General features: G+C 73.0%; 16 protein-coding genes. 5 read left to right on the forward strand and 11 right to left on the reverse strand.

Features of this window, described 5'->3' with window-relative positions; all coding sequences use genetic code 11:
• Positions 1 to 74: 74 nt before the first annotated feature.
• Positions 75 to 2639 (forward strand): aminopeptidase N, encoded by a 2565-nt coding sequence (gene pepN / locus ACSUPT_RS09060; protein ID WP_436944007.1) that lies wholly within the window; start codon positions 75 to 77, stop codon positions 2637 to 2639.
• Positions 2640 to 2829: 190 nt separating this feature from the next.
• On the opposite strand, the gene ACSUPT_RS09065 is transcribed toward pepN, so the two are convergent.
• On the reverse strand, positions 2830 to 3753 hold the full coding sequence (locus ACSUPT_RS09065; RefSeq protein WP_436944008.1) for an EamA family transporter: 924 nt from the start codon (positions 3751 to 3753) through the stop codon (positions 2830 to 2832).
• A 139-nt stretch (positions 3754 to 3892) separates the two neighbouring features.
• Between ACSUPT_RS09065 and ACSUPT_RS09070 the strand changes: the two genes are divergently transcribed.
• On the forward strand, positions 3893 to 4459 hold the full coding sequence (locus tag ACSUPT_RS09070) for a MarR family winged helix-turn-helix transcriptional regulator (RefSeq protein WP_403503234.1): 567 nt from the start codon (positions 3893 to 3895) through the stop codon (positions 4457 to 4459).
• Positions 4460 to 4677: 218 nt separating this feature from the next.
• Here the strand turns inward: ACSUPT_RS09070 and ACSUPT_RS09075 are convergent, their stop codons facing one another.
• From ACSUPT_RS09075 to ACSUPT_RS09085, 3 genes are read right to left on the reverse strand one after another with little or no spacing between them, the layout of a single operon-like run.
• Positions 4678 to 4905, reverse strand: coding sequence for a hypothetical protein (locus ACSUPT_RS09075; protein ID WP_023588684.1), 228 nt, complete (start codon positions 4903 to 4905; stop codon positions 4678 to 4680).
• Positions 4906 to 4925: 20 nt separating this feature from the next.
• Positions 4926 to 7022: a 4-alpha-glucanotransferase gene (malQ, locus tag ACSUPT_RS09080; RefSeq protein WP_365730196.1), complete on the reverse strand. Its 2097-nt coding sequence runs from the start codon at positions 7020 to 7022 to the stop codon at positions 4926 to 4928.
• A 25-nt stretch (positions 7023 to 7047) separates the two neighbouring features.
• Positions 7048 to 7254, reverse strand: a complete 207-nt coding sequence (locus ACSUPT_RS09085; RefSeq protein WP_351968486.1) for a hypothetical protein — start codon at positions 7252 to 7254, stop codon at positions 7048 to 7050.
• A 310-nt stretch (positions 7255 to 7564) separates the two neighbouring features.
• Between ACSUPT_RS09085 and ACSUPT_RS09090 the strand changes: the two genes are divergently transcribed.
• Positions 7565 to 10675, forward strand: a complete 3111-nt coding sequence (locus ACSUPT_RS09090) for a beta-N-acetylglucosaminidase domain-containing protein (protein WP_436944009.1) — start codon at positions 7565 to 7567, stop codon at positions 10673 to 10675.
• Between the two features lie 126 nt (positions 10676 to 10801).
• Here the strand turns inward: ACSUPT_RS09090 and ACSUPT_RS09095 are convergent, their stop codons facing one another.
• A complete protein-coding gene (locus tag ACSUPT_RS09095) occupies positions 10802 to 11338 on the reverse strand; it encodes an HNH endonuclease (RefSeq protein WP_351968473.1) in 537 nt (178 codons plus the stop codon).
• A 236-nt stretch (positions 11339 to 11574) separates the two neighbouring features.
• Here ACSUPT_RS09095 and ACSUPT_RS09100 point away from each other — a divergent pair, with 236 nt between their 5' ends.
• Entirely contained in the window at positions 11575 to 12687 is a 1113-nt protein-coding gene (locus tag ACSUPT_RS09100) for a mechanosensitive ion channel family protein (protein ID WP_403503223.1), read from the forward strand.
• 104 nt (positions 12688 to 12791) lie between these two features.
• On the opposite strand, the gene ACSUPT_RS09105 is transcribed toward ACSUPT_RS09100, so the two are convergent.
• From ACSUPT_RS09105 to ACSUPT_RS09130, 6 genes are all read right to left on the reverse strand, one after another.
• Positions 12792 to 13220 carry a hypothetical protein gene (locus ACSUPT_RS09105; RefSeq protein WP_436944010.1) on the reverse strand — a complete coding sequence of 143 codons (429 nt, stop codon included), beginning with the start codon at positions 13218 to 13220 and terminating at the stop codon, positions 12792 to 12794.
• A gap of 79 nt (positions 13221 to 13299) precedes the next feature.
• Positions 13300 to 15108 carry an alpha/beta hydrolase gene (locus ACSUPT_RS09110; RefSeq protein ID WP_436944011.1) on the reverse strand — a complete coding sequence of 603 codons (1809 nt, stop codon included), beginning with the start codon at positions 15106 to 15108 and terminating at the stop codon, positions 13300 to 13302.
• 7 nt (positions 15109 to 15115) lie between these two features.
• Entirely contained in the window at positions 15116 to 15577 is a 462-nt protein-coding gene (locus ACSUPT_RS09115) for a hypothetical protein (protein WP_436944012.1), read from the reverse strand.
• Positions 15578 to 16103: 526 nt separating this feature from the next.
• On the reverse strand, positions 16104 to 16328 hold the full coding sequence (locus ACSUPT_RS09120; protein ID WP_404142989.1) for a hypothetical protein: 225 nt from the start codon (positions 16326 to 16328) through the stop codon (positions 16104 to 16106).
• 27 nt (positions 16329 to 16355) lie between these two features.
• A complete protein-coding gene (locus ACSUPT_RS09125) occupies positions 16356 to 18236 on the reverse strand; it encodes a LamG domain-containing protein (RefSeq protein WP_436944013.1) in 1881 nt (626 codons plus the stop codon).
• A 98-nt stretch (positions 18237 to 18334) separates the two neighbouring features.
• On the reverse strand, positions 18335 to 18727 hold the full coding sequence (locus ACSUPT_RS09130; RefSeq protein WP_436944014.1) for a hypothetical protein: 393 nt from the start codon (positions 18725 to 18727) through the stop codon (positions 18335 to 18337).
• Between the two features lie 368 nt (positions 18728 to 19095).
• Here ACSUPT_RS09130 and ACSUPT_RS09135 point away from each other — a divergent pair, with 368 nt between their 5' ends.
• Positions 19096 to 20277 (forward strand): ROK family protein, encoded by a 1182-nt coding sequence (locus ACSUPT_RS09135; protein ID WP_436944015.1) that lies wholly within the window; start codon positions 19096 to 19098, stop codon positions 20275 to 20277.
• Positions 20278 to 20279 lie beyond the last annotated feature (2 nt).

The raw sequence follows: 20279 nt of genomic DNA on the forward strand, positions 1-20279 counted from the left end.
GCTTTATGCACTCGGTCTCCCGGGCGGCCCGTGGAAGGATGGCCCCCAAAGTCGTACATGGAGGAGATGACCGGGTGCCTGGCACAAACCTGACCCGTGAAGAGGCGCGGCGGCGCGCGGCGCTGCTGACCGTGGACGCGTACGAGATCGACCTGGATCTCAGCGGCGCGCAGGAGGGCGGGACCTACCGGTCCGCGACCTCCGTGCGGTTCGAGTGCGCCGAGGAGGGCGCGGAGACGTTCATCGACCTGGTGGCCCCCGCGGTCCACGAGGTGGTGCTGAACGGCAAGCACCTGGATGTGGCGTCGGTGTTCCGGGACTCGCGGATCACGCTGAAGCACCTGAGGCAGGGCGCCAACGAGCTGAGGGTCGTCGCGGACTGCGCGTACACCAACACCGGCGAGGGCCTGCACCGGTTCGTCGACCCGGTGGACGGCCAGGCGTACCTGTACACGCAGTTCGAGGTGCCGGACGCGCGGCGGGTCTTCGCCAGCTTCGAGCAGCCGGACCTGAAGGCCACGTTCCAGTTCACCGTGAAGGCCCCCGCGGGCTGGAAGGTGATCTCGAACTCGCCGACGCCGGAGCCCAAGGACGACGTGTGGGTCTTCGAGCCGACCCCGCGCATCTCGACGTACATCACGGCGCTGATCGCCGGCCCCTACCACGCGGTGCACTCGACGTACGAGGGCCCGGGCGGGCAGGTCGTGCCGCTCGGCGTGTACTGCCGTCCGTCGCTGGCGGAGTTCCTCGACGCCGACGCGATCTTCGAGGTGACCCGGCAGGGCTTCGACTGGTTCCAGGAGAAGTTCGACTACGCCTACCCGTTCGCCAAGTACGACCAGCTGTTCGTGCCGGAGTTCAACGCGGGCGCGATGGAGAACGCGGGCGCGGTCACCATCCGCGACCAGTACGTCTTCCGCTCGAAGGTGACGGACGCGGCGTACGAGGTGCGGGCCGAGACCATCCTGCACGAGCTGGCCCACATGTGGTTCGGCGACCTGGTCACCATGGAGTGGTGGGACGACCTGTGGCTGAACGAGTCGTTCGCCACGTACACGTCGATCGCCTGCCAGGCGTACGCGCCCGGCTCGAAGTGGCCGCACTCGTGGACGACGTTCGCCAACCAGATGAAGACCTGGGCGTACCGGCAGGACCAGCTGCCGTCCACGCACCCGATCATGGCCGAGATCCGCGACCTGGACGACGTGCTCGTCAACTTCGACGGCATCACGTACGCCAAGGGCGCGTCGGTGCTGAAGCAGCTCGTCGCGTACGTCGGCATGGACGCCTTCTTCCAGGGCGTGCAGGCGTACTTCAAGCGCCACGCGTTCGGCAACACGCGGCTGGCCGACCTGCTGGGCGCCCTGGAGGAGACCTCCGGGCGCGACCTGAGGACCTGGTCGAAGAAGTGGCTGGAAACGGCCGGCATCAACATCCTGCGCCCGGTGGTGGACACCGACTCGAACGGCGTCATCACCTCGTTCGCGGTCAAGCAGGAGGCGCCGGCGCTCCCGGCGGGCGCGAAGGGCGAGCCGGTCCTGCGGCCGCACCGCATCGCGGTCGGCTTCTACGACCTGGACGACGCCGGCAAGCTGGTGCGCACCGAGCGCGTCGAGCTGGACGTGGACGGCGAGCTGACCGGCGTCGAAGCGCTGGCCGGCAAGCGCCGCCCGGCCGTCGTCCTGCTGAACGACGACGACCTGTCGTACGCGAAGGTCCGCCTCGACGAGGAGTCGCTGCGCAACGTCGTGGCGCACCTGGGCGACTTCACCGAGTCGCTGCCGCGCGCCCTGTGCTGGGCGTCGGCGTGGGACATGACCCGCGACGGCGAGCTGGCCACCCGCGCCTACCTGGACCTGGTGCTGACGGGGATCGCCAAGGAGTCGGACATCGGCGTGGTGCAGAGCCTGCACCGGCAGGTGAAGCTGGCGCTCGACCTGTACGCGGCGCCGGACTGGCGCGAGACGGGCCTGGCGCGCTGGACGGAGGCCACGCTGGAGCACCTGCGGGCGGCCGAGCCGGGCAGCGACCACCAGCTGGCGTGGGCGCGGGCGTTCGCCGCGACGGCCCGCACGGACGAGCAGCTGGACCTGCTCGCGGCGCTGCTGGACGGCTCGGAGACGATCGAGGGCCTGGTCGTCGACACGGAGCTGCGCTGGGCGTTCGTGGAGCGGCTGGCGGCGACGGGCCGGTTCGGCGCCGACGAGATCGCCGCCGAGCACGAGCGGGACAGGACGGCCGCCGGTGAGCGCCACGCGGCCACGGCGATGGCGGCGCGCCCGACGGGCGAGGCCAAGGCGGAGGCGTGGGCGTCGGTCGTGGAGTCCGACAAGCTGCCCAACGCCGTGCAGGAGGCCGTGATCGCGGGCTTCGTGCAGACGGACCAGCGGGAGCTGCTGGAGCCGTACACGGAGAAGTTCTTCGCGGCGGTCAAGGGCGTGTGGGAGTCCCGCTCCCACGAGATGGCCCAGCAGATCGCGGTGGGTCTCTACCCGTCGCTCCAGGTGTCGCGGGCGACGCTGGAGCGGACGGACGCCTGGCTGGAGAGCGCCCAGCCGAACGCGGCGCTGCGCCGCCTGATCTCGGAGTCCCGCGCGGGCGTCGAGCGGGCGCTGAACGCGCAGGCCGCCGACAGGTGAGCGGACTGATCCGGGACTGACCGGGTCCGCGATGGCCGGTCCGGTACCGGCCCGTCGCGGGACCGGCCGGTCCGGACCGGTCCAGGGGGTGGGGCGCCGTCGGGCGTCCCACCCCCTGGTGTCTTCCGGGTCCCGTACGGGCTGCCCCCGGTGTCGGGGGCGTGCCACGGGGCCGGTTCGGGCGGGTGCGCTACGGGCGGCTCGCCGCGCGGGGCTCCGCCACGGCGGGCGGCGGTCCCCCGGCCGTCTGCGGGGCGCGGGGCCGGGGCGCGAGCTGGCCCAGCACGGTCGCGGCGAACGCGATGGCCATGCCCGCCAGCTGGACGGGTCCGAGGGCCTGGCCGAGCGCCGCCCAGCCGACCACGGCCGCCGTGAGGGGCGACAGCGGCCCGAGCAGCGTCACGGAGGTGGCGGTGAGGCGTTCGATGCCCCGGAACCACAGCCAGTACGCGACGGCCGTGTTGGCCAGCGCCAGGTACGCGTAGCCGAGCAGCGCGTCGCCGTCCAGCGCGGGCGGCGCGCCCTCCAGCAGGAACGCGACGGGCGCGATGACGAGACCGCCCGCGGTCAGCTGCCACCCGGTCATGGCGAGCGGCCCGACGCCCTCGGGGCGCCCCCACCGCTTGGTGAGCACCGTGCCCGCGGCCATCGACGCGGACGACAGCACCCCGGCCACCACGCCGACCAGGTCGAAGGCGGCACCCGCCGTCAGCACGACGAGGCTCACGCCGAACGCCGCGGCGACGGCCGCGAGCAGCGCCCGCGCGGTCGGCCGCTCCCCCAGCAGGAGCGTGGCGAGGCCGATCACGAACAGCGGCCCCAGGGACGCCACGACGGCCGCGACACCGCCCGGCAGCCGGTACGCCGCGAGGAACAGCAGCGGGAAGAACGCCCCGATGTTCAGCGCGCCCAGCACCGCCGACCGCCACCACCAGGCTCCGGACGGCAGTGTCCTGGTGACGGCGAGCAGGGCGAGCCCGGCGGGCAGGGCCCGCATCAGGCCCGTGAACAGCGGCCGGTCGGGCGGCAGGAACTCGGTGGTGACCGCGTAGGTCGTCCCCCACGAGACGGGGGCCAGCGCGGTGACGGCGATGACGGCGGCGCGGGACGGCATGGCGATGCCCCTCTTCGGATGACCTCGACACCAGATAGCTTACCGCTAAGCTACTTAGCTGCAAGCTACTTACGGGCAAGAGGCTCACCGCTGAGCCGCTTTCTTGCGAGCGAGCGGGCGGGGAGCGGACACTTCCGCCATGCACCCGAGCCCCGACCCCGCACCGTCCCACGGCCCCGGGCCCGCGCCCCGGACCGGCTCCGACGCGCTCGACGCCCCCGACCCCGTCGACGCGATCACCGCGCAGTGGGCCGTCGTCCGCCCGGATCTGCACACGGTCCCCATGGCCGTCTTCGGCCGCGTCTACCGGCTGACGCACCTGATGGCCGAGCGGATGGACCGGGCGTACGCGCCCTACGGCATCTCGCGCGGCGAGTTCGACGTGCTGGCGACGCTGCGCCGCTCCGGCGAGCCGTACACGCTGTCACCGCGCCAGCTCTCGGCGACGCTGATGCTGACGACGGGCGGGATGACCGGCAGGCTGGACAAGCTGGAGCGGGCCGGGCTGCTCAGCCGCAGCCCGGACCCGCACGACCGGCGGGCCCTGCGGGTGACGCTGAGCGAACGGGGGCTGGAGGTCGTGGACCAGGCCGTGGGGGCGGGGCTCGCCGTGCAGCGGGAGGCCCTGTGGGCGGCGCTGGACGAGGAGGAGGCGGAGCAGCTGGCCGGCCTGCTGCGGCGGCTGCTCAACGCGACGGGCGCCTGACTCCCGTACGGGGCCGGCGGGAGCGTCCGCGCGGGAAGCCGCACGGACGCCGGAACCGCTCGTACGAGGCCACGCGGACGAGGCCGCTCGTACGAGGCCGCGCACGAGGGCCCTGGCCGACGGGGCCGCGCCCGGCGAGGCCGCGCGGACGAAGACAGCAGGGCGCCGCGCAGCGGGTGGAACCCGGTGCGCGGCGCCCTGGGAAGGAGCGGGGTGGGTCAGGCCTTCTTGGAGCGGTCCAGCACCATGACGAGGCCGGCGATGACCGCGAACAGCACGATCGGGGCCACCACGAAGAGGCCGAGCGTCTCCACGACGCTCAGGCCGGGACCCGGGTCGTCGCCGTCGTCACGGGTGAGCGCGAGCGCGGGGGACGACATGAGCAGCATCATCAGCGTCGTACCGGTCGCGACGGCGCCGGCGCGCAGGGCGTTCTTCTTGTCCACGGAGCAAACGTAGCGAACGCCTAATCGCGCCGCGCGCCCGGGGGTGCCGTACGGGCACCGGACGGGCCGAGCGCGGCCATCAGGGACCGCAGCCGGGGAGAGGCGGCGAGGTCCTCCAGGGTGACCGGGCGGCCGTCCGCGCCGGCCATCGGCAGCCGCCAGTTCGGGTACTGGTCCCAGGTGCCGGGCAGGTTCTGCGGGCGCCGGTCGCCCACCGCGTCCGGCAGCCACACCCCGGTCATCCGGGCGGGCGTGCGGCGCAGGAACCGGTACACGGCGCGCACCTCGGCCTCCTCGTCGCGGGCGGCGCCCCGCTCCAGCAGCCCCAGCTCCCCCAGGTACGCCAGCCATTCGGCGACGTCCCCGGCGTCCTCGGCCCGCTCCTCCTCCAGCGGTCGGGCGAGCAGTCCGAGCCGGTGGCGCAGCTCCACGTGCTCGCCGCTCAGCCGGGCGGCCGTCGGCGGCAGGTCGTGGGTGGTGGCCGTCGCCACGCAGTCCGGGCGCCACGCCTCGGGCGGCAGCGGCCGGCGCGTGCCCTCCCAGTCCCGCTCGAACCACAGCACCGACGTGCCGTACACGCCCCGGCGCCGCAGCACGTCCCGTACGCCGGGCTCCACCGTCCCGAGGTCCTCGCCGATCACGGCGGCGCCCGCCCGGTGCGCCTCCAGGGCGAGCACGGCCAGCATCGCGTCGGCGTCGTACCGGACGTACGTGCCATGGGTCGGCGGCAGCCCGGCGGGCACCCACCAGAGCCGGAACAGGCCCATGACGTGGTCGATCCGCAGGGCGCCCGCGTGCCGGAACAGCGAGCGCAGCAGCTCCCGGTACGGGGCGTAGCCGGAGGCGGCGAGCGCGTCGGGCCGCCACGGCGGCAGCCCCCAGTCCTGGCCGTGCGCGTTGAACGCGTCCGGCGGGGCGCCCACCGACATGCCGCGCGCGTACGCCCCGGCCCGCGCCCAGGCGTCGGCGCCGTCCGGGTGGACGCCGACCGCCAGGTCGTGGACCACCCCGACGGCCATGCCGGCCTCACGCGCGGCGCGCGCGGCGGCGGCCAGCTGCTCGTCCGTCAGCCAGGCGGCCAGGCGGTGGAAGGCGACCCGGTCCGCCAGCTCGGCGCGGGCCCGCTCGGTGGCCTCCGACCGGGGGTCGCGCAGGCCCTCGGGCCACTGGGCGCGGTCGGCGCCGTACCGCTCGGCGAGCGCGCACCAGGTGGCGTGGTCCTCCAGCGCCCGCCCCCGCTCGGCGCGGAACGCCTCGTACGCGGCGCGGCGGCCGGGGCCGAGCGGGACCTGCGCGAGGATCTCCAGGGCGCGGCGCTTGAGCACCCACACGGCGTCCCGGTCGATCAGCTCGCCCTTGCGCAGCACGCCGTCGCGCAGCTCCCCGGCCCGCCCGGCGAGCGCGTCGAGCTCGGCGCGGGCGGCCCCGGAGACGTACGCGAACTCGGGGACGTCCTCGATCCGCAGGTGCACCGGGTCGGGGAAGCTGCGCGAGGACGGCCGGTACGGGGAGGGGTCGGTGGGCGTGCCGGGCACGGCCGCGTGCAGCGGGTTGACCTGCACGAAGCCGCAGCCCAGCGCCCGGCCCGCCCAGCCGGCCAGCTCCCGCAGGTCGCCGAGGTCGCCCATGCCCCAGGAGCGGGCGGACAGCAGCGAGTACAGCTGGACCAGCACGCCGTGGCAGGGCCCGGCGGGCTGCGGCACCCGCGCGGGCGCGACGACCAGGGTGGCGCGGGCGGTGCGCCCGTCCGGGGCGTGGGCCTCCAGGGCGTGCACGCCGGCGGGGAGGTCCGCCCACGGGACGGGCGACTGGGCCGTGCCGCCGTCCTCCAGGCCGATGCGCAGGGAGGTGCCCGCGGGGAGGGCGGCGAGCGGGCGGGGGCGGCCCGCCGGCTCGTCGCCCTGCCACACGACGACCGTGGGGGGCAGCAGCCGCTCCGCCCGCTCCGCCTCGGCGGCGGCGAGCGACGCGTCGAGCGCGTCCGGCGTGGTCGCGTCGACGTCCAGTGCGCCCAGGACGGTGACCACGGTCGCGTCGGGGACCGGGACCGTGACGCCCGGGGACGGGGAGTACGCGGTGGCGACTCCGTGCAGCGCGGCGAGCCGGGCGAGGGTCATACGGCCTCCTGGGCGCATCGGGGCGTTACGGGTACGTGCGGTGTGGCTCCGCTCCGCCGGCCGTGCCGCGCGCGGTCGGTTCGCTGGTCAGGGGCGCGGCGTCGGTCAGCGGGGGTTCGCTGGTGAGGGGGGCGGCGTCGGCGAGCGGCGGTTCGCTGGTGAGAGGACCGGGCACCTGTCCCGGTACCCGTTTGGACAGTGCGGAGAGGAGCAGCTGGGGGGACGCGGCCATGGCGGCCTCCTGTACGTGGCGACAGTGGGTCGCGGGCAGCCCTACCCAGCACGTCCGGGAGCATCCCCGCGACGTGGCGCTGCTCACACTCCACGCGGGCGCCGGGCGGGGGCCGATGAGGCCGGATCCCGGCGGCTCGGTGTGCAAATACGACACATCGGCCACGCACATTGACACCTTCGTCAGGGGGTGGTGGGCTCGAAACCCATCAGTACGACGACCTGTCCGACGATCCGTCAGAACAGCGGTACGGCAGTACGGCCACCGGCAAAGCTACCCACAGAACCACGCAGGACGAGGGGAGACGCGCGTGCAGTTCGGTCAGCTCGCGCAGTTCGGTCGCGCCGGGCGCGCCGGTCGCGGCGGCAAGGGCACCGCGACCGCCGTCGCGGTCGCCGTGATCGGCGGTCTGCTCGGCGGCGCGCCGGGCGCGCTCGCCACACCCGGCGACCCCGGCGCTCCCGCCGCGGCGGCGCCCGACCGCGACCCGGCGGCGGACCGTGACACCCCGGCGGCGTCCGGCCGGGCCGCGACCGCCCCCGTCCCGGCCGCGCGGCCGGCGGACGGACCGGTACGGACCGTGACCGCCCGGGCGGCGGAGGGCCGGACGCCCTCCGTGTGGCCGCGCCCGCAGACTCTGCGGACCGTGGGCGGCGCCGCCGTGCGGCTCGGCGACGAGGTGCTCCTGGTGGCGGAGCCGGACAGCGACCCGTACGCCCTGGCGGCCCTGGAGGGCGCGCTGCGGGACGCGGGCGTGCGCCGGGTGCGGCGCGCCGGCGGCGGCGAGGGTGCCACGGACGGCGGGCGCGTACCGGTGGTGTGGTGGGGCGGAACCGGCGCGCAGGACGCCCTGCGCGCCCTGCGTGTGCCCGAGCGCGGCGACCTCCCCTCCGGCGGCTACCGGCTCGCGGCCGGCCGCCACCAGGGCCGCGACACGATCGCCGTGGACGGCGTCGGCCCGGACGGGCTGTTCCACGCCGCGCAGACCCTCCGTCAGCTGATCACCTCCGCCCGGACCGTGCCCGGCGTCGTCGTCCGCGACTGGCCCGGGACCGCCGTGCGCGGCCTCGCGGAGGGCTTCTACGGCCGCCCCTGGAGCCATGAGCAGCGCCTCGCCCAGCTGGACTTCATGGGCCGCACCAAGCAGAACCGCTATCTGTACGCGCCCGGCGACGACCCGTACCGGCAGGCGCAGTGGCGCGAGCCGTACCCGCACGCCCAGCGCGCCGAGTTCCGCGAGCTGGCCGACCGGGCCCGCCGCAACCACGTCACGCTGGCGTGGGCGGTGGCGCCCGCCCAGTCGATGTGCCTGGCCTCCGAGGACGACCTGAAGGCGCTGAAGCGCAAGGTCGACGCCATGTACGCGCTGGGCGTGCGGGCGTTCCAGCTGCAGTTCCAGGACTCCGCGTACGACGAGTGGCACTGCTCGCGCGACGCGGAGGTCTTCGGCCGGGGCCCCGGCGCCGCCGCGCGGGCCCACGCGCGCGTCGCGAGCGAGCTGTCCCGGCACCTCGCCGACCGCCACCCGGACGCCGAGCCGCTGTCGCTGATGCCGACCGAGTACTACCAGGACGGCGCGACCGAGTACCGGACCGCGCTCGCCGACGCGCTCGACGCGCGGGTGCAGGTGGCCTGGACGGGCGTCGGCGTGGTGCCCCGCACGATCAGCGGCGGCGAACTGGCCGAGGCGCGGGACGTGTTCCGGCACCCGCTGGTCACCATGGACAACTACCCGGTCAACGACTACGCCCAGGACCGGATCTTCCTCGGCCCGTACACCGGCCGGGAGCCCGCCGTCGCGGCCGGTTCGGCGGCGCTGCTGGCCAACGGCATGGAGCAGGCGTCCGCGTCGCGCGTGCCGGTGTTCACGGCCGCCGACTTCGCCTGGAACCCGCGCGGCTACCGCCCGCAGGAGTCGTGGCAGGCCGCGCTGGACGACCTGGCGGGCGGCGACCCGAAGGCCCGCGAGGCGCTGGGCGCGCTCGCCGGGAACGACGCGTCGTCGCTGCTGGACCCGCACGGCGAGTCCGCGTACCTGCGGCCCCTGCTGGCCGAGTTCTGGCGGACCCGCACCGCGACGGGCGTGCCGGCGGCGGCCCGTGACAAGGCGGCGAGGGAACTGCGGGCGGCGTTCACCGTGATGCGGGGCGCCCCGGCCGCGCTGACCGCCCCGGCGGAGGGCCGCCTCGACGACGAGGTGCGGCCCTGGCTGGAGCAGCTGGCCCGGTACGGCCGCGCCGGCGAGGCCGCCGTGGACATGCTGCAGGCGCAGTCGCGCGGCGACGGCGCGGCGGCCTGGCGGGCCCAGCTGGAGCTGGAGCCGCTGCGCCGGGCCCTGGCGGCGGGCACCGCGAAGGTCGGCACGGGGGTGCTGGACCCGTTCCTGAAGCGGGCCGTGGACGAGGCGGGCGCCTGGACGGGCGCCGGCCGGCAGGCGGGCGAGCCGTACCGCACGGACACCTCGTACACCGTGGACCTCGGCCGGGCGCGCCCGGTGGCGGCCGTCACGGCGCTGGCGGAGCCCGGCGGCCCGGACGGCGCGGTCGAGGTGCACGTGCCGGGCGAGGGCTGGCGGCGGCTCGGCCCCCTGTCGCCGAGCGGCTGGACGCAGGCGCGGGTCGCGGGCGCGCTGCGCGTGGACGCCGTGCGGGTGAGCTGGGCGGCGGGCGAGCCCGTGCCCGTGCGGTCGCTGGCGCCGTGGTTCGCGGACGAGCCGCGCGTCGGTCTTGAGCTGCCGCGCGCCGAGACGGACGCGGTGATCGGCGGAGGGCCGCAGCGGATGGACGCGGTCCTGTCGACACGGCGGCCCGAGGCGGTGCGCGGGGCGCTGTCCGTGCGGGCGCCGAAGGGCGTCGTGGTGAGCGTGCCGAAGGAGACGACGGTGCCGCGCGGCGTGGACGCCCGGGTACCGGTGACGATCACGGTGCCGAAGGGCACCCCGGCCGGCTCGTACCCGGTGGCGCTCTCCTTCGCGGGCGAGGAGCGGACGCTGACGGTCCGGGCCTATCCGGCGACGGGCGGCGCGGACCTGACCCGCTCCCCCGGCGCGGCGGCCACCTCGTCCGGCGACGAGACCCCGGACTTCCCCGCGTCGGCGGCCGTCGACGGCGACGCGGAGACCCGCTGGTCGTCGCCTGCGGAGGACGGCGCGTGGTGGCAGGTCGAGCTGCCCGAGCCCGCGCGGGTGGGGCAGGTGGTGCTCCAGTGGCAGGACGCGCACGCGAAGCGGTACCGCATACAGGTCTCACCCGACGGCCGCTCGTGGCGCACGGCGGCGACGGTCCGCGACAGCGCAGGCGGCCGCGAGGAGGTCCGCATGGACGCCCCGGACACCCGCTTCCTGCGCGTACAGGGCGAGGAGCGGGCGACGGAGTACGGGTACTCGCTGTTCGACGTGCAGGCGTACGCGGTCACGGAGTAGCGGCGTACGGAGGCCGGGCCGCCGCCCTCCTGCGGGGCGGCGGCCCGGTCCGCGCACGGCCCGCCGCCCCCGGGGTGCGGCGCCCGGCTCCCCTGAGAGGGGCGGGGGTACGGCAGGGCCCGGACGTCAGGCCGAGATGCCGTCGATCCGGGCCAGGGCGTCGTCCGCGCCGTACGGCTGCAGGTAGGGCAGCCAGCGCGGGTCCCGGTGCCCGGTGCCGATGATGCGCCAGGCGAGACCGGTGGGCGGGGCGGGTGGCTGGTGCAGCCGCCAGCCCAGCTCGCGCAGATGCCGGTCGGCTTTCATGTGGTTGCAGCGGCGGCACGCCGCCACCACGTTGTCCCAGGCGTGCTTGCCCCCGCGGCTGCGCGGAATGACGTGGTCGACGCTGGTTGCGACGCCACCGCAGTACATGCAGCGCCCGCCGTCGCGGGCGAAGAGTGCCTTGCGGGTCAGAGGAACGGGCCCCCGGTAGGGGACCCGTACGAACCGCTTCAGCCGTACGACGCTGGGGGCTGCGATCGCTCGGGTCGCGCTGTGCATGAAGGCGCCGGACTCCTCGAGGCACACGGCCTTGTTCTCGAGGACGAGTACGAGCGCGCGGCGGAGCGGTACGACGCCGAGGGGCTCGTACGACGCGTTGAGGACCAGGACATGCGGCACGGATGCCTCCTTGTACGCCGGCGGCGCGTGGCTCGCGCCGGGACGATCTGCTCTCAGTCTCTCCTCATGCCAGGTCGAAGCGCCACCACATGGGGGTAACGGGCTGGAGGTGTTTTCGACCACAGGGGGCTCATCCCCAGATGAGACGAGCCTCTCCCTCGAACACGGCGACGAACCGGTGTGCTCCACCCGTTTAATGGAAGAGACCCGCCCGTGATGCCAGGAGGTTCCCCGCCGTGCTGTGGTCGGCCCCGCCCGCTGTTCCCCCGACCGACTCAGGTCCGTCCCCGTCGTCGTCCGGGGCGTCCGTCTCCCCTGTGTCCTTGGACGAGGCGGCCCGCCAGGCAGGTGAGGCGGCGGGCTGGGTGGAGCAGAACTGGGCCACGTGGGTCAACACCGGTCTGCGCATCCTGCTGATCCTCGCCATCGCCGTCACGCTGCGCTACCTGATCCGTCGGGCGCTGACGAAGCTGATAGACCGCATGAACCGCAGCGCCCAGGCGGTGCAGGGCACGGCGCTGGGCGGGCTGCTGGTCAACGCCGAGCGGCGCCGTCAGCGGTCGGAGGCGATCGGGTCGGTCCTGCGGTCGGTGGCGTCGTTCCTGATCATGGGTACGGCCGCGCTGATGATCCTGGGCGCCTTCCAGATCAACCTGGCGCCGCTGCTGGCGTCGGCGGGTGTGGCCGGTGTGGCGATCGGCTTCGGCGCGCGGAACCTGGTGACGGACTTCCTGTCGGGCGTCTTCATGATCCTGGAGGACCAGTACGGGGTGGGTGACTCGATCGACGCGGGCGTGGCGTCCGGCGAGGTCATCGAGGTGGGCCTGCGGGTGACGAAGCTGCGGGGCGTGGACGGCGAGATCTGGTACGTCCGCAACGGCGAGATCAAGCGGATCGGGAACCTCAGCCAGGGCTGGGCGACGGCCGGTGTCGACGTGACGGTCCGCCCGACGGAGGACCTGGACGCGCTGCGGAAGCTGATCGAGGGCGTGGCGGAGGAGATGGCCGCGGAGGAGCCCTGGAACGAGCGGCTGTGGGGCCCGATCGAGGTGCTGGGCCTGACCGAGGTCATGATCGACTCGATGACGCTGCGGGTCTCGGCGAAGACGATGCCGGGCAAGGCGCTGGGCGTGGAGCGGGAGATCCGCTGGCGGATCAAGCGCGCGTTCGACGCGGCGGGCGTCCGCATCGTGGGCGGCGTCCCGGTGGCGTCGGACGACGCGGCGCCGGCGGACCCGACGGCCGGCATGGCCGCGCCGTCCGCCTTCGCCTCCCCGACGACCCCCCAGTCGATGGCGGCCACCCCGATACCCCAGCCGTCGACGGGCCCGAACCTCTCGAAGAACTGACGGCCGGGATACGCGCGAAGGCGCCCCGCACCTGCTGGTGCGGGGCGCCTTTCGTATGCCACTACGCCGCCAGCGTCCACCCCAGAGGCGGGCGGAGGCCGGCGTCACCGGCCATCGGAGCCCTTGAAGCACGCTGATTCCACGGTGACCGTGAGGAGTGCCGGAGCGTTCTGCGCCCTGTTCGCCTCATGCAGCCGCACGTCCACGGCGAAGTCCGCGCTCCGGGACTCGGCCACGATCTGCGGGCTCTTTCCCACGGAGGCATCCGGGCCATCCTTGACGATCTTCCATCCATTCTTCGGGAGCTCGTCGCGCAAGCGGTCGAAGGCTGTCCGCATGTCAGCGAAGGGAACGTCGTAGACGCTCCAAGGATGCCGCGCGCGGTAGACCTTCTCATCGGCGTCGAACCCGGAGCACCGCATCGTCATCGCCCCGGTCTCCGTCACCTTGCCCTTGAGGGCCAGCATGTCGAGGACCCGACTGGACACCTTCTTGGCATCCGCTTTCACCGCGGCGCTGTCACGGACCTCCACCTCTGCCTCACTTCCACCAGTGCACGCCGCAGCCAGCATGCAGGCCATCAGCACGGAAACGCATACCGAGATACGTCGCTTATTCAATTTCCACCTTGTCGCGCTGCCCGACGATGACGGCAGCCTGATTCGACAGACTCGTGGAGCCTGCGTCCCAAAATTTCGTGTGCCCACCCACGTCGCTCGCCATGATGTTCCCGCCGAAAGATTCATCGGTTGGAATGGTCCAATTATCGCCCAGCCCCACGAGGCGACCACCGTGCCGAACCACGAAATCGTCGAGCGGGGCACCCATCGCCCATACGTGATCGGCTCCGACGCCCAGGTCCGCCGCGTGGTCAGCCTGAACGCCAGGGCTGCCGGCGAAGACAAGGTCGTTGACCGCAGCCGGGTCCTTCCAGCTTCCGGACTGCGCCGCGACACCAACGACCGTACTGCCGTAACTGTGGCCGATCACAGTGGTATGGGCGCGCGTGCCGTCAACACCCTCCTGCGCCGCTTTGTTGCCCTGCAGAAAGTCGTACAAACGGGGGCCGCCTTCGTCCGCGTATTGGTGACGGGTCGCCTGCGGGATGTGGTCCGGAGCGTTGTAGTCGAACCAGGTGATCGTGGAGACCTTCTGCCCCGGCGCGAGACGAGTGCTTTCGGTCCACAGTCTGTCTCCCCGGCCGAGGTCGCCGTGGGTCTCGTCGTCACCCCCGATGGACGCGATGTGGGAGAAGGTGCCGGGAACATAGATGCCGACATGATCGGCTGTGTCCGGGTTGCCGTTGGCGAGGATGACCTTTCCGTCCCGCAGACCGGTGGGGTCGAAGCCAAGCAGGTACGCCTCCGGTAGCCCCTCCTGACCAGTCCGGTCGAAGCGGGCCTGGATGGCATCCATGCCCTTCAGCACACCTTCCATCTTGGCCTTCTTGTCCGCGTACTTCCTGTGCCACTCCTGCCACTCGGGAGTGATCACATCAACGCGTCCGCCGGCGCCCGGGCCGTACATGGCCGGCTCCTTCGGGATGGCGGCGAGCTCCAGCTGGTACATCGCTCGCGTTTCCGCCAGGACCATGCGATTCGCCTCGTCACGAACGTCTGCGGGCAGACCGTTCATCGCCCCGAGGGTCCCTGGGTGGACGGCGAGATAGTCGGCGCGTTGCTCCGGCGTGAGGTCCTTCCACCACTGGGCGTTCTTCTCCGGCGTCCCGTCCTTCGGCGGAGCTGGGATGGTGTCCAGGTACGCATCGGCTGCCTGACGCACTCCGCTCGTGTCGGACTGGGTGTCCGTCCAGTCGTGGTCGGAGACGGTCAGGTCGTCGTCGGCCTTCAGCGCGCGGAGCTTCGGCGCCCACTTGGTGTCCGCGTCGGTGGCTTCCTTGACGGCGTCGGCGATCCGGTTGGCGAACTCCAGGGCTTTGCCGTAGTGGGGGTTGGGGTGGGCGTTGGCCGCCTGGCGGTAGAGCGCGTCGGCGGTCGGGGAGGCGGGGCCGCCGGTGCCGGTGACGGTGCCGCCTTCGGGGACCTTGCCGTCGACGGGTGTGCCGCCGGCGGGGAAGGCGACCGAGCCGTCCGGGTTCACGGTGCAGCCGGCTGCCTGCGCGTCGGCGATGGCCGCTTCCAGCTTGCGTTTGGCGGCGGCCATGTCGTGCGCGAAGCCGCGCAGCGCGGTGCTGACCAGGCCGCATTCGGTCTGTACGTAGTGGAAGTTCTCCGCCAGTTCCTTCAGCTCGCCCAGGGCGGCGGTGGCCGCCTCGCCTTCGAGCTGGGCGCGGATGCCGGAGGAGATCCGGATGTCGATCGCGTCCTTGGCCCTGGCGGCCATGTCGGCGGTGGCGCGGTAGCCGTCGGCCGCGTCCTCGTAGGCGGTGGGCTTGAACTTCTTCAGCGTCGTGAGATCCACGGGCCGGTCACCGGCCCTTCGCCTGGCCGCCGACGGCCTCGGTGTCCTGGTACTGGGCCCTGACCTTCGCGAACTCGTCCTCGATCGCCTGGTCGGTCATCGCCAGATCACGCCCGGCCCGCTCCAGCAGCCCGCCCACCGTGCCGCAACGCCCGCTCAGCTTGCCGACGTAGCTCTTCCAGGAGTCGTACAACTCCTTCTGCGCCGCCGCCGACTGGCACCCGGACGTGTCCCCCACACCCGACTGCCCTTCCTCCAGCTTCCGCAGGCCCTGGCCGATGTCCGCCTTCAGGCCGTTGACACCCGCACCCGCCTGCGACCACGCCTTCATCCGGGTCCTCACCACCCCGGACGAACCACCGCCCCCACCACCGGACGGATCGGACCCCGGTAACTGGTTGAGCTGCATCCGGGTTAACTGGCGTTCGGCAGCTTCGGTCTTGAGCTGCTCCCACTCGTCCCACGACATCGGCGCCCCTCCACAGCAGGTCAGTCCTACAGCCCCCAGTAGGGCTTCCGGAATGACCCTATGGCGCAGTGGTGGCCACATTCTGAGTACGTGTACTCATCTGAAGGCAGGATCAAGGGCGGACATGTGCGTGTCTCGTGGGTGGCACCCACTATGTGGCCCGAGCCCTGGCGAATGCCGTAGCCCCAGGTCCAGGGGGACCTGGTCACCCCCTTTGGGGGCGGGCGGGAACCGAGGGCGCGGCAATCAGCGCTGGCGGTGCTGCCCCGCTCCGTCATTCGGCCGTTGGAGATCCCGAGTCGAGTCGCGGCGGGATTTCGCCCGGACGTGTGGCCCGCCGATGCGTGCTGGACCATCCGGCCCGCCGATCGCGTGCAGTGCGGCGGGCCGGATGCAGGCGGACGTTCACGATGCCCTGTGGTGAATGCAACCGGGTCCGGCGGCGGCCGTGGGTTGGGAGGCCGCTCCGGGTCAGGGCTATGGAAAGAGCCGGTGCGAATACGTGGGCCGCCGCACCGGGCTCGGGTCAGTCCCTCGGGACAGGCCGGTACTCGGTGGGGCTGCCGTGCTCGTCCCAGAAGACCCACAGGCGCCCGCACTCCACGCAGCGCAGCATGTCGACGCCCCTGCCGAACAGGGCGGTGCCGTCGAAGTCCAGCTCCTCGAAGGCCCCGTGGGAGTTCATCACCAGGCTGTGGTCCGGGTCGTCGTCCCGGATCTGGTTCCCGCACCGGCACCGCATCTTGGCCATCGGACCCCCTTTACTGTGCCGCGCGGGTCACTGCGGCATGACGTACTGGTGGATGTAGGGAACGGTGATGGCGCCGGTCCACACTCGCAGGGTCTTCACCGCGCCGGGCAGGGCGTGGGCCGTGGCGGCTCCGCCGGACGCGTCACCGCCGACGGTGAGGGCACCGCTGCCCTGCTGGGCGTGCGTCAGGTTCGTCGGACGCCATGACCAATGTTCCATCCCGTCCACGAACATGCTGACCCGTCCCGCGCCCGTGGTGTCCACCGTGTCGTAGACCCCGGTCAGCTCGACCCAGGTGTCGAGGACCGCGTGCTCCGAGCCGCCTGCAGTGACCGTCTCCGTCGACTGCCCGTCCGGGCCGAGAGACGTGCGGGTGAACTCCCAGACGTAGGCGTCCTCCGCGTGCTTTCTGAGCCACAGCGCCCAGGAGTACTCCGTACCGGCGCGCTGGCCGGCCACCAGGGCGCGGTACCCGTCGGGCTTGGCCGCCATGGCGGCGCTGTCCACGCGTACGCGGGCCGACACCGTGAAGGAGCCCGTCTCGTCGACGACCGGGCCCTCGGTGGCGGCGTGGCCGGTCTCGCCGTCCAGGACGAGGCTGCCCTCCTCGGCGTTCGGGGAGGCTCCGGTGGGCGACAGGCGCAGGTCCCCGCCCGGATACGGGCCGGTCTGGCGGACGCGGCCGTCCTCGATGGTCCCCGCGTCCCAGTGCGCGGCCGGGGTGAAGATCGCCTCCCCGTTCCGGTCGCGCACCTCCGTCATGCGGCGGATCTCCAACGGTGTGCGGGACCACTGCCACGCGGTGACCTCGTCGATGCGGCCCCGGAAGTAGTGGTCGTAGTCCCCGCCCTCGTATCCGCGCCCGAACTGGAGGCCTCCCGTGGCGCGCCACGGCTCGTACGCGGGCGCCTGCTCGGCGAGCACCACGGGCCTGCCCTGGGGCCGGCCGTTCACATAGAGCTGGACCGTGTCGTTGGACGGGTCCGTGTCGTGCTGCGTGTGGAAGACGCCCGCCAGGTGGGTCCAGGCACGCGGCACCGCCTCGTTGGCCGACAGCGAGCGGACGCTCGGCGCTCCGGGCGCGTCCTGTGCCGACCTGCCGAAGGCCCACCTGCGGTCGGCGGCCGAGTAGCGGAGGTCCAACGCGGTGCCGTGGCTCCCCGGCGCGGCGAGTACGACCCGGTCGTCACCGGCGCCGGTCAGGTACGCCCATGCCGACACCGTGAACGGCTTGGACGTGTCCACTACGGGACGGGCCGTCTCCGCGTACTCGTGAGGGCGCTGGCCCTCGGGCGTGTCCAGCAGGAGCGCGCGGTCCTGCGCCCCGGCGCGGGCGAGCGGCGACCAGCCGGTGCCTTCCGTGTGGAGGACGGCGTCGTGGCGCTCGCTCGCCGTGCCGGAGTCCGCTGCCACGGTGGCCGCCGGGGCGTCCAGCCCGTCGTCGAAGCGCCAGCGGGACTGCTGGGAGACGGGATCGACCTTGAAGGCGAAGGTGGTGCTCTCGCCGTAGCGGGAGCCCCAGTCCTTGGCCTCCACGACGAGGAAGAAAAGGCCGGACTCAGAAGGGGTGACCTCGAAGGCCTCGGCCTCCGCGGCAGTGACGTGATGAACACCTTCAGGCGTCCGTACGCGGTACCCGGTGACGTCCTGGTCGGCGGCGTTGGGTGTGAAGCGGAAGCGCCCCGGCATGCCCGGACCGCCGTGCGGCAGGCAGTGGTTGGGGCTGCACTCCTCATAAGGGCCGAGCGCGGTGACCGTCGGCGCGAGCGGCACCGGGTCGGCGGCGTCCTGTGCGTGCGCGGCGGGCACCGCCGCGCCGGCCAGAAGCAGGGCGGCGGTCGCGGCGACGGCGAACCGGGGTCTCGCGCGCGGCGGTCCGGCCGGTACGCCGGGTGACGTGGACTGCATGACGTATCCCCCCCCTAGGGACGACGATTAGTGCTCGATCAAGCGAATGAACAGCGCGTTCAGCAACAGGAAAACTTACGGGCCAACACCTGGATGCACTAGCCCGGGACATTGGATGCGAGAACATCCCCTGTTTCCTCATGCTCCAACATCAGGTAAAAGCCGCCATTGGCAAGCATATGAGAATACAGACGCCTACCCAGCTCGCAGCTCCCCATCTCGCCCATGGAGATGGCCCGCATAGAAGTCGGAACAAGGAAATACTCACCAAATCCGACGTCGTCACCCACCGCCACCTGCACGAACGATTCACCGGACCTGAGGTTGGCAACGAGAAGACGAGGAGACCGGGAGAATTCGACGTCTACCTCCGTAAAGAACTCGACCGCACCCCTGACAGCATCCTCGAATAGCTCCGCCATCTGATGCAACGAGGGCGGCGACATAAACGGTGCAGCTCGAGAACCCAAATACAACAGGCAGGTTTCCATGACCGCCCGAACATAGAGTGGGGACTGCGGCGGCGCAACAGGATTCACTACGCCCGGCATGACGCACCGCCCTCGGAGGGCGATCCATCTAGATCACCGTTCGACGCTATGGAGTCACGTATTGCGAGGTCAACGCGTTTATTAGCCACGTCACACCTCTTCGCAGGATGCTGACCCCCCATCATTCTTCACATTTCACACACTTCCTCCGAAGAAGGGTGAACGGCTGGCTCCGCCGACTCCGGTCTTGACGGGCCTTCAGAGCCGACCTACGTTCGAACAGCGGGACAGTAAAGCTTCCTAACAGTTGCCAGGGGGCGGGTGGTGTGAGCGGAGGGGTTCCCGGGACGCCTCGGGTGTTGCGGGCCATGAACGACCGGGCCGCGCTCGATCTGCTGCTGGAGCACGGGCCGCTGTCGCGGGCGCGGATCGGGGCGTTGACCGGGCTGTCCAAGCCGACCGCCTCGCAGCTGCTGGCGCGGCTGGAGGCCGCCGGGCTCGTCGTCGCCACCGGCACGAGCCGGGGGCGGCCGGGGCCCAACGCCCAGCTGTACGAGGTCAATCCGCGCGCCGCGTACGCCGCCGGGCTCGACGTGAACCCGCGCCGTGTACGGGCCGCCGTCGCCGATGTGACCGGGGCCGTCGTCGGCGAGTCCACGCTGCCGACCCCGCGCCGGGGCGGGCCCGGTGCCGTACGGCAGGTCACCGACGCGCTGGACGGCGCCGTGAAGGCCGCCGGGCTCACCCGCGACGATGTGCAGCGGGTCGTCATCGGCACGCCCGGCGCGTTCGACCCGTCGACCGGGCGCCTGCGGTACGCATCCCACCTGCCCGGGTGGCACGGCCCCGCCCTGCTGGAGGAGCTGGCCGCCGCGCTGCCGATGCCGGTCGAGTACGAGAACGACGTCAACCTGGTCGCCGTCGCCGAACAGCGGCTCGGTGCCGCCGCCGGGCACCGGGACTTCGTGCTGCTGTGGATCGAGGAGGGCCTCGGCGCCGCCCTCGTACTGGGCGGGCGGCTGCACCGGGGGTTCACGGGCGGCGCCGGCGAGGTCGGGTTCCTGCCCGTCCCCGGCGCGCCCCTCGTACGGAACGTCGCCCGCACCGGCAGCGGCGGCTTCCAGGAGCTGGCCGGTGCCGCCGCGGTGCCCCGACTCGCGCGGGAGTGGGGGATCGACGTGCCGTCGGGCGAGTCCGCCGAGGCCGCGGTACGGCTGCTGCGGGACGCCGCCGCGGAGGCCGGGACCGTCTCGGAAGCGGCGGGCGGGGCGTACGGGCGGCTGCTCGACGCGTACGCCACGCGGCTCGCGACCGGGCTCGCCGCGCTCGTCGCCGTACTGGACCCCGCGCTGGTCGTGCTCTCCGGTGACGTGGCCGTGGCGGGGGGCGAGCCGCTGCGCGGGCGCGTCGCCGCCGAGCTGGCCGAACTCGCCGCCGCCCGGCCCCGCCTGGTCCTCGGCTCCGTACGGGAGCGGCCCGTGCTGCGCGGCGCCCTGGAGGTGGCGCTCGCCGCGACCCGCGACGACGTGTTCGACACCTCCGCGCGATGAAC

This window comes from Streptomyces sp. SudanB25_2051, from assembly GCF_964272635.1.
Lineage (GTDB): Bacteria > Actinomycetota > Actinomycetes > Streptomycetales > Streptomycetaceae > Streptomyces.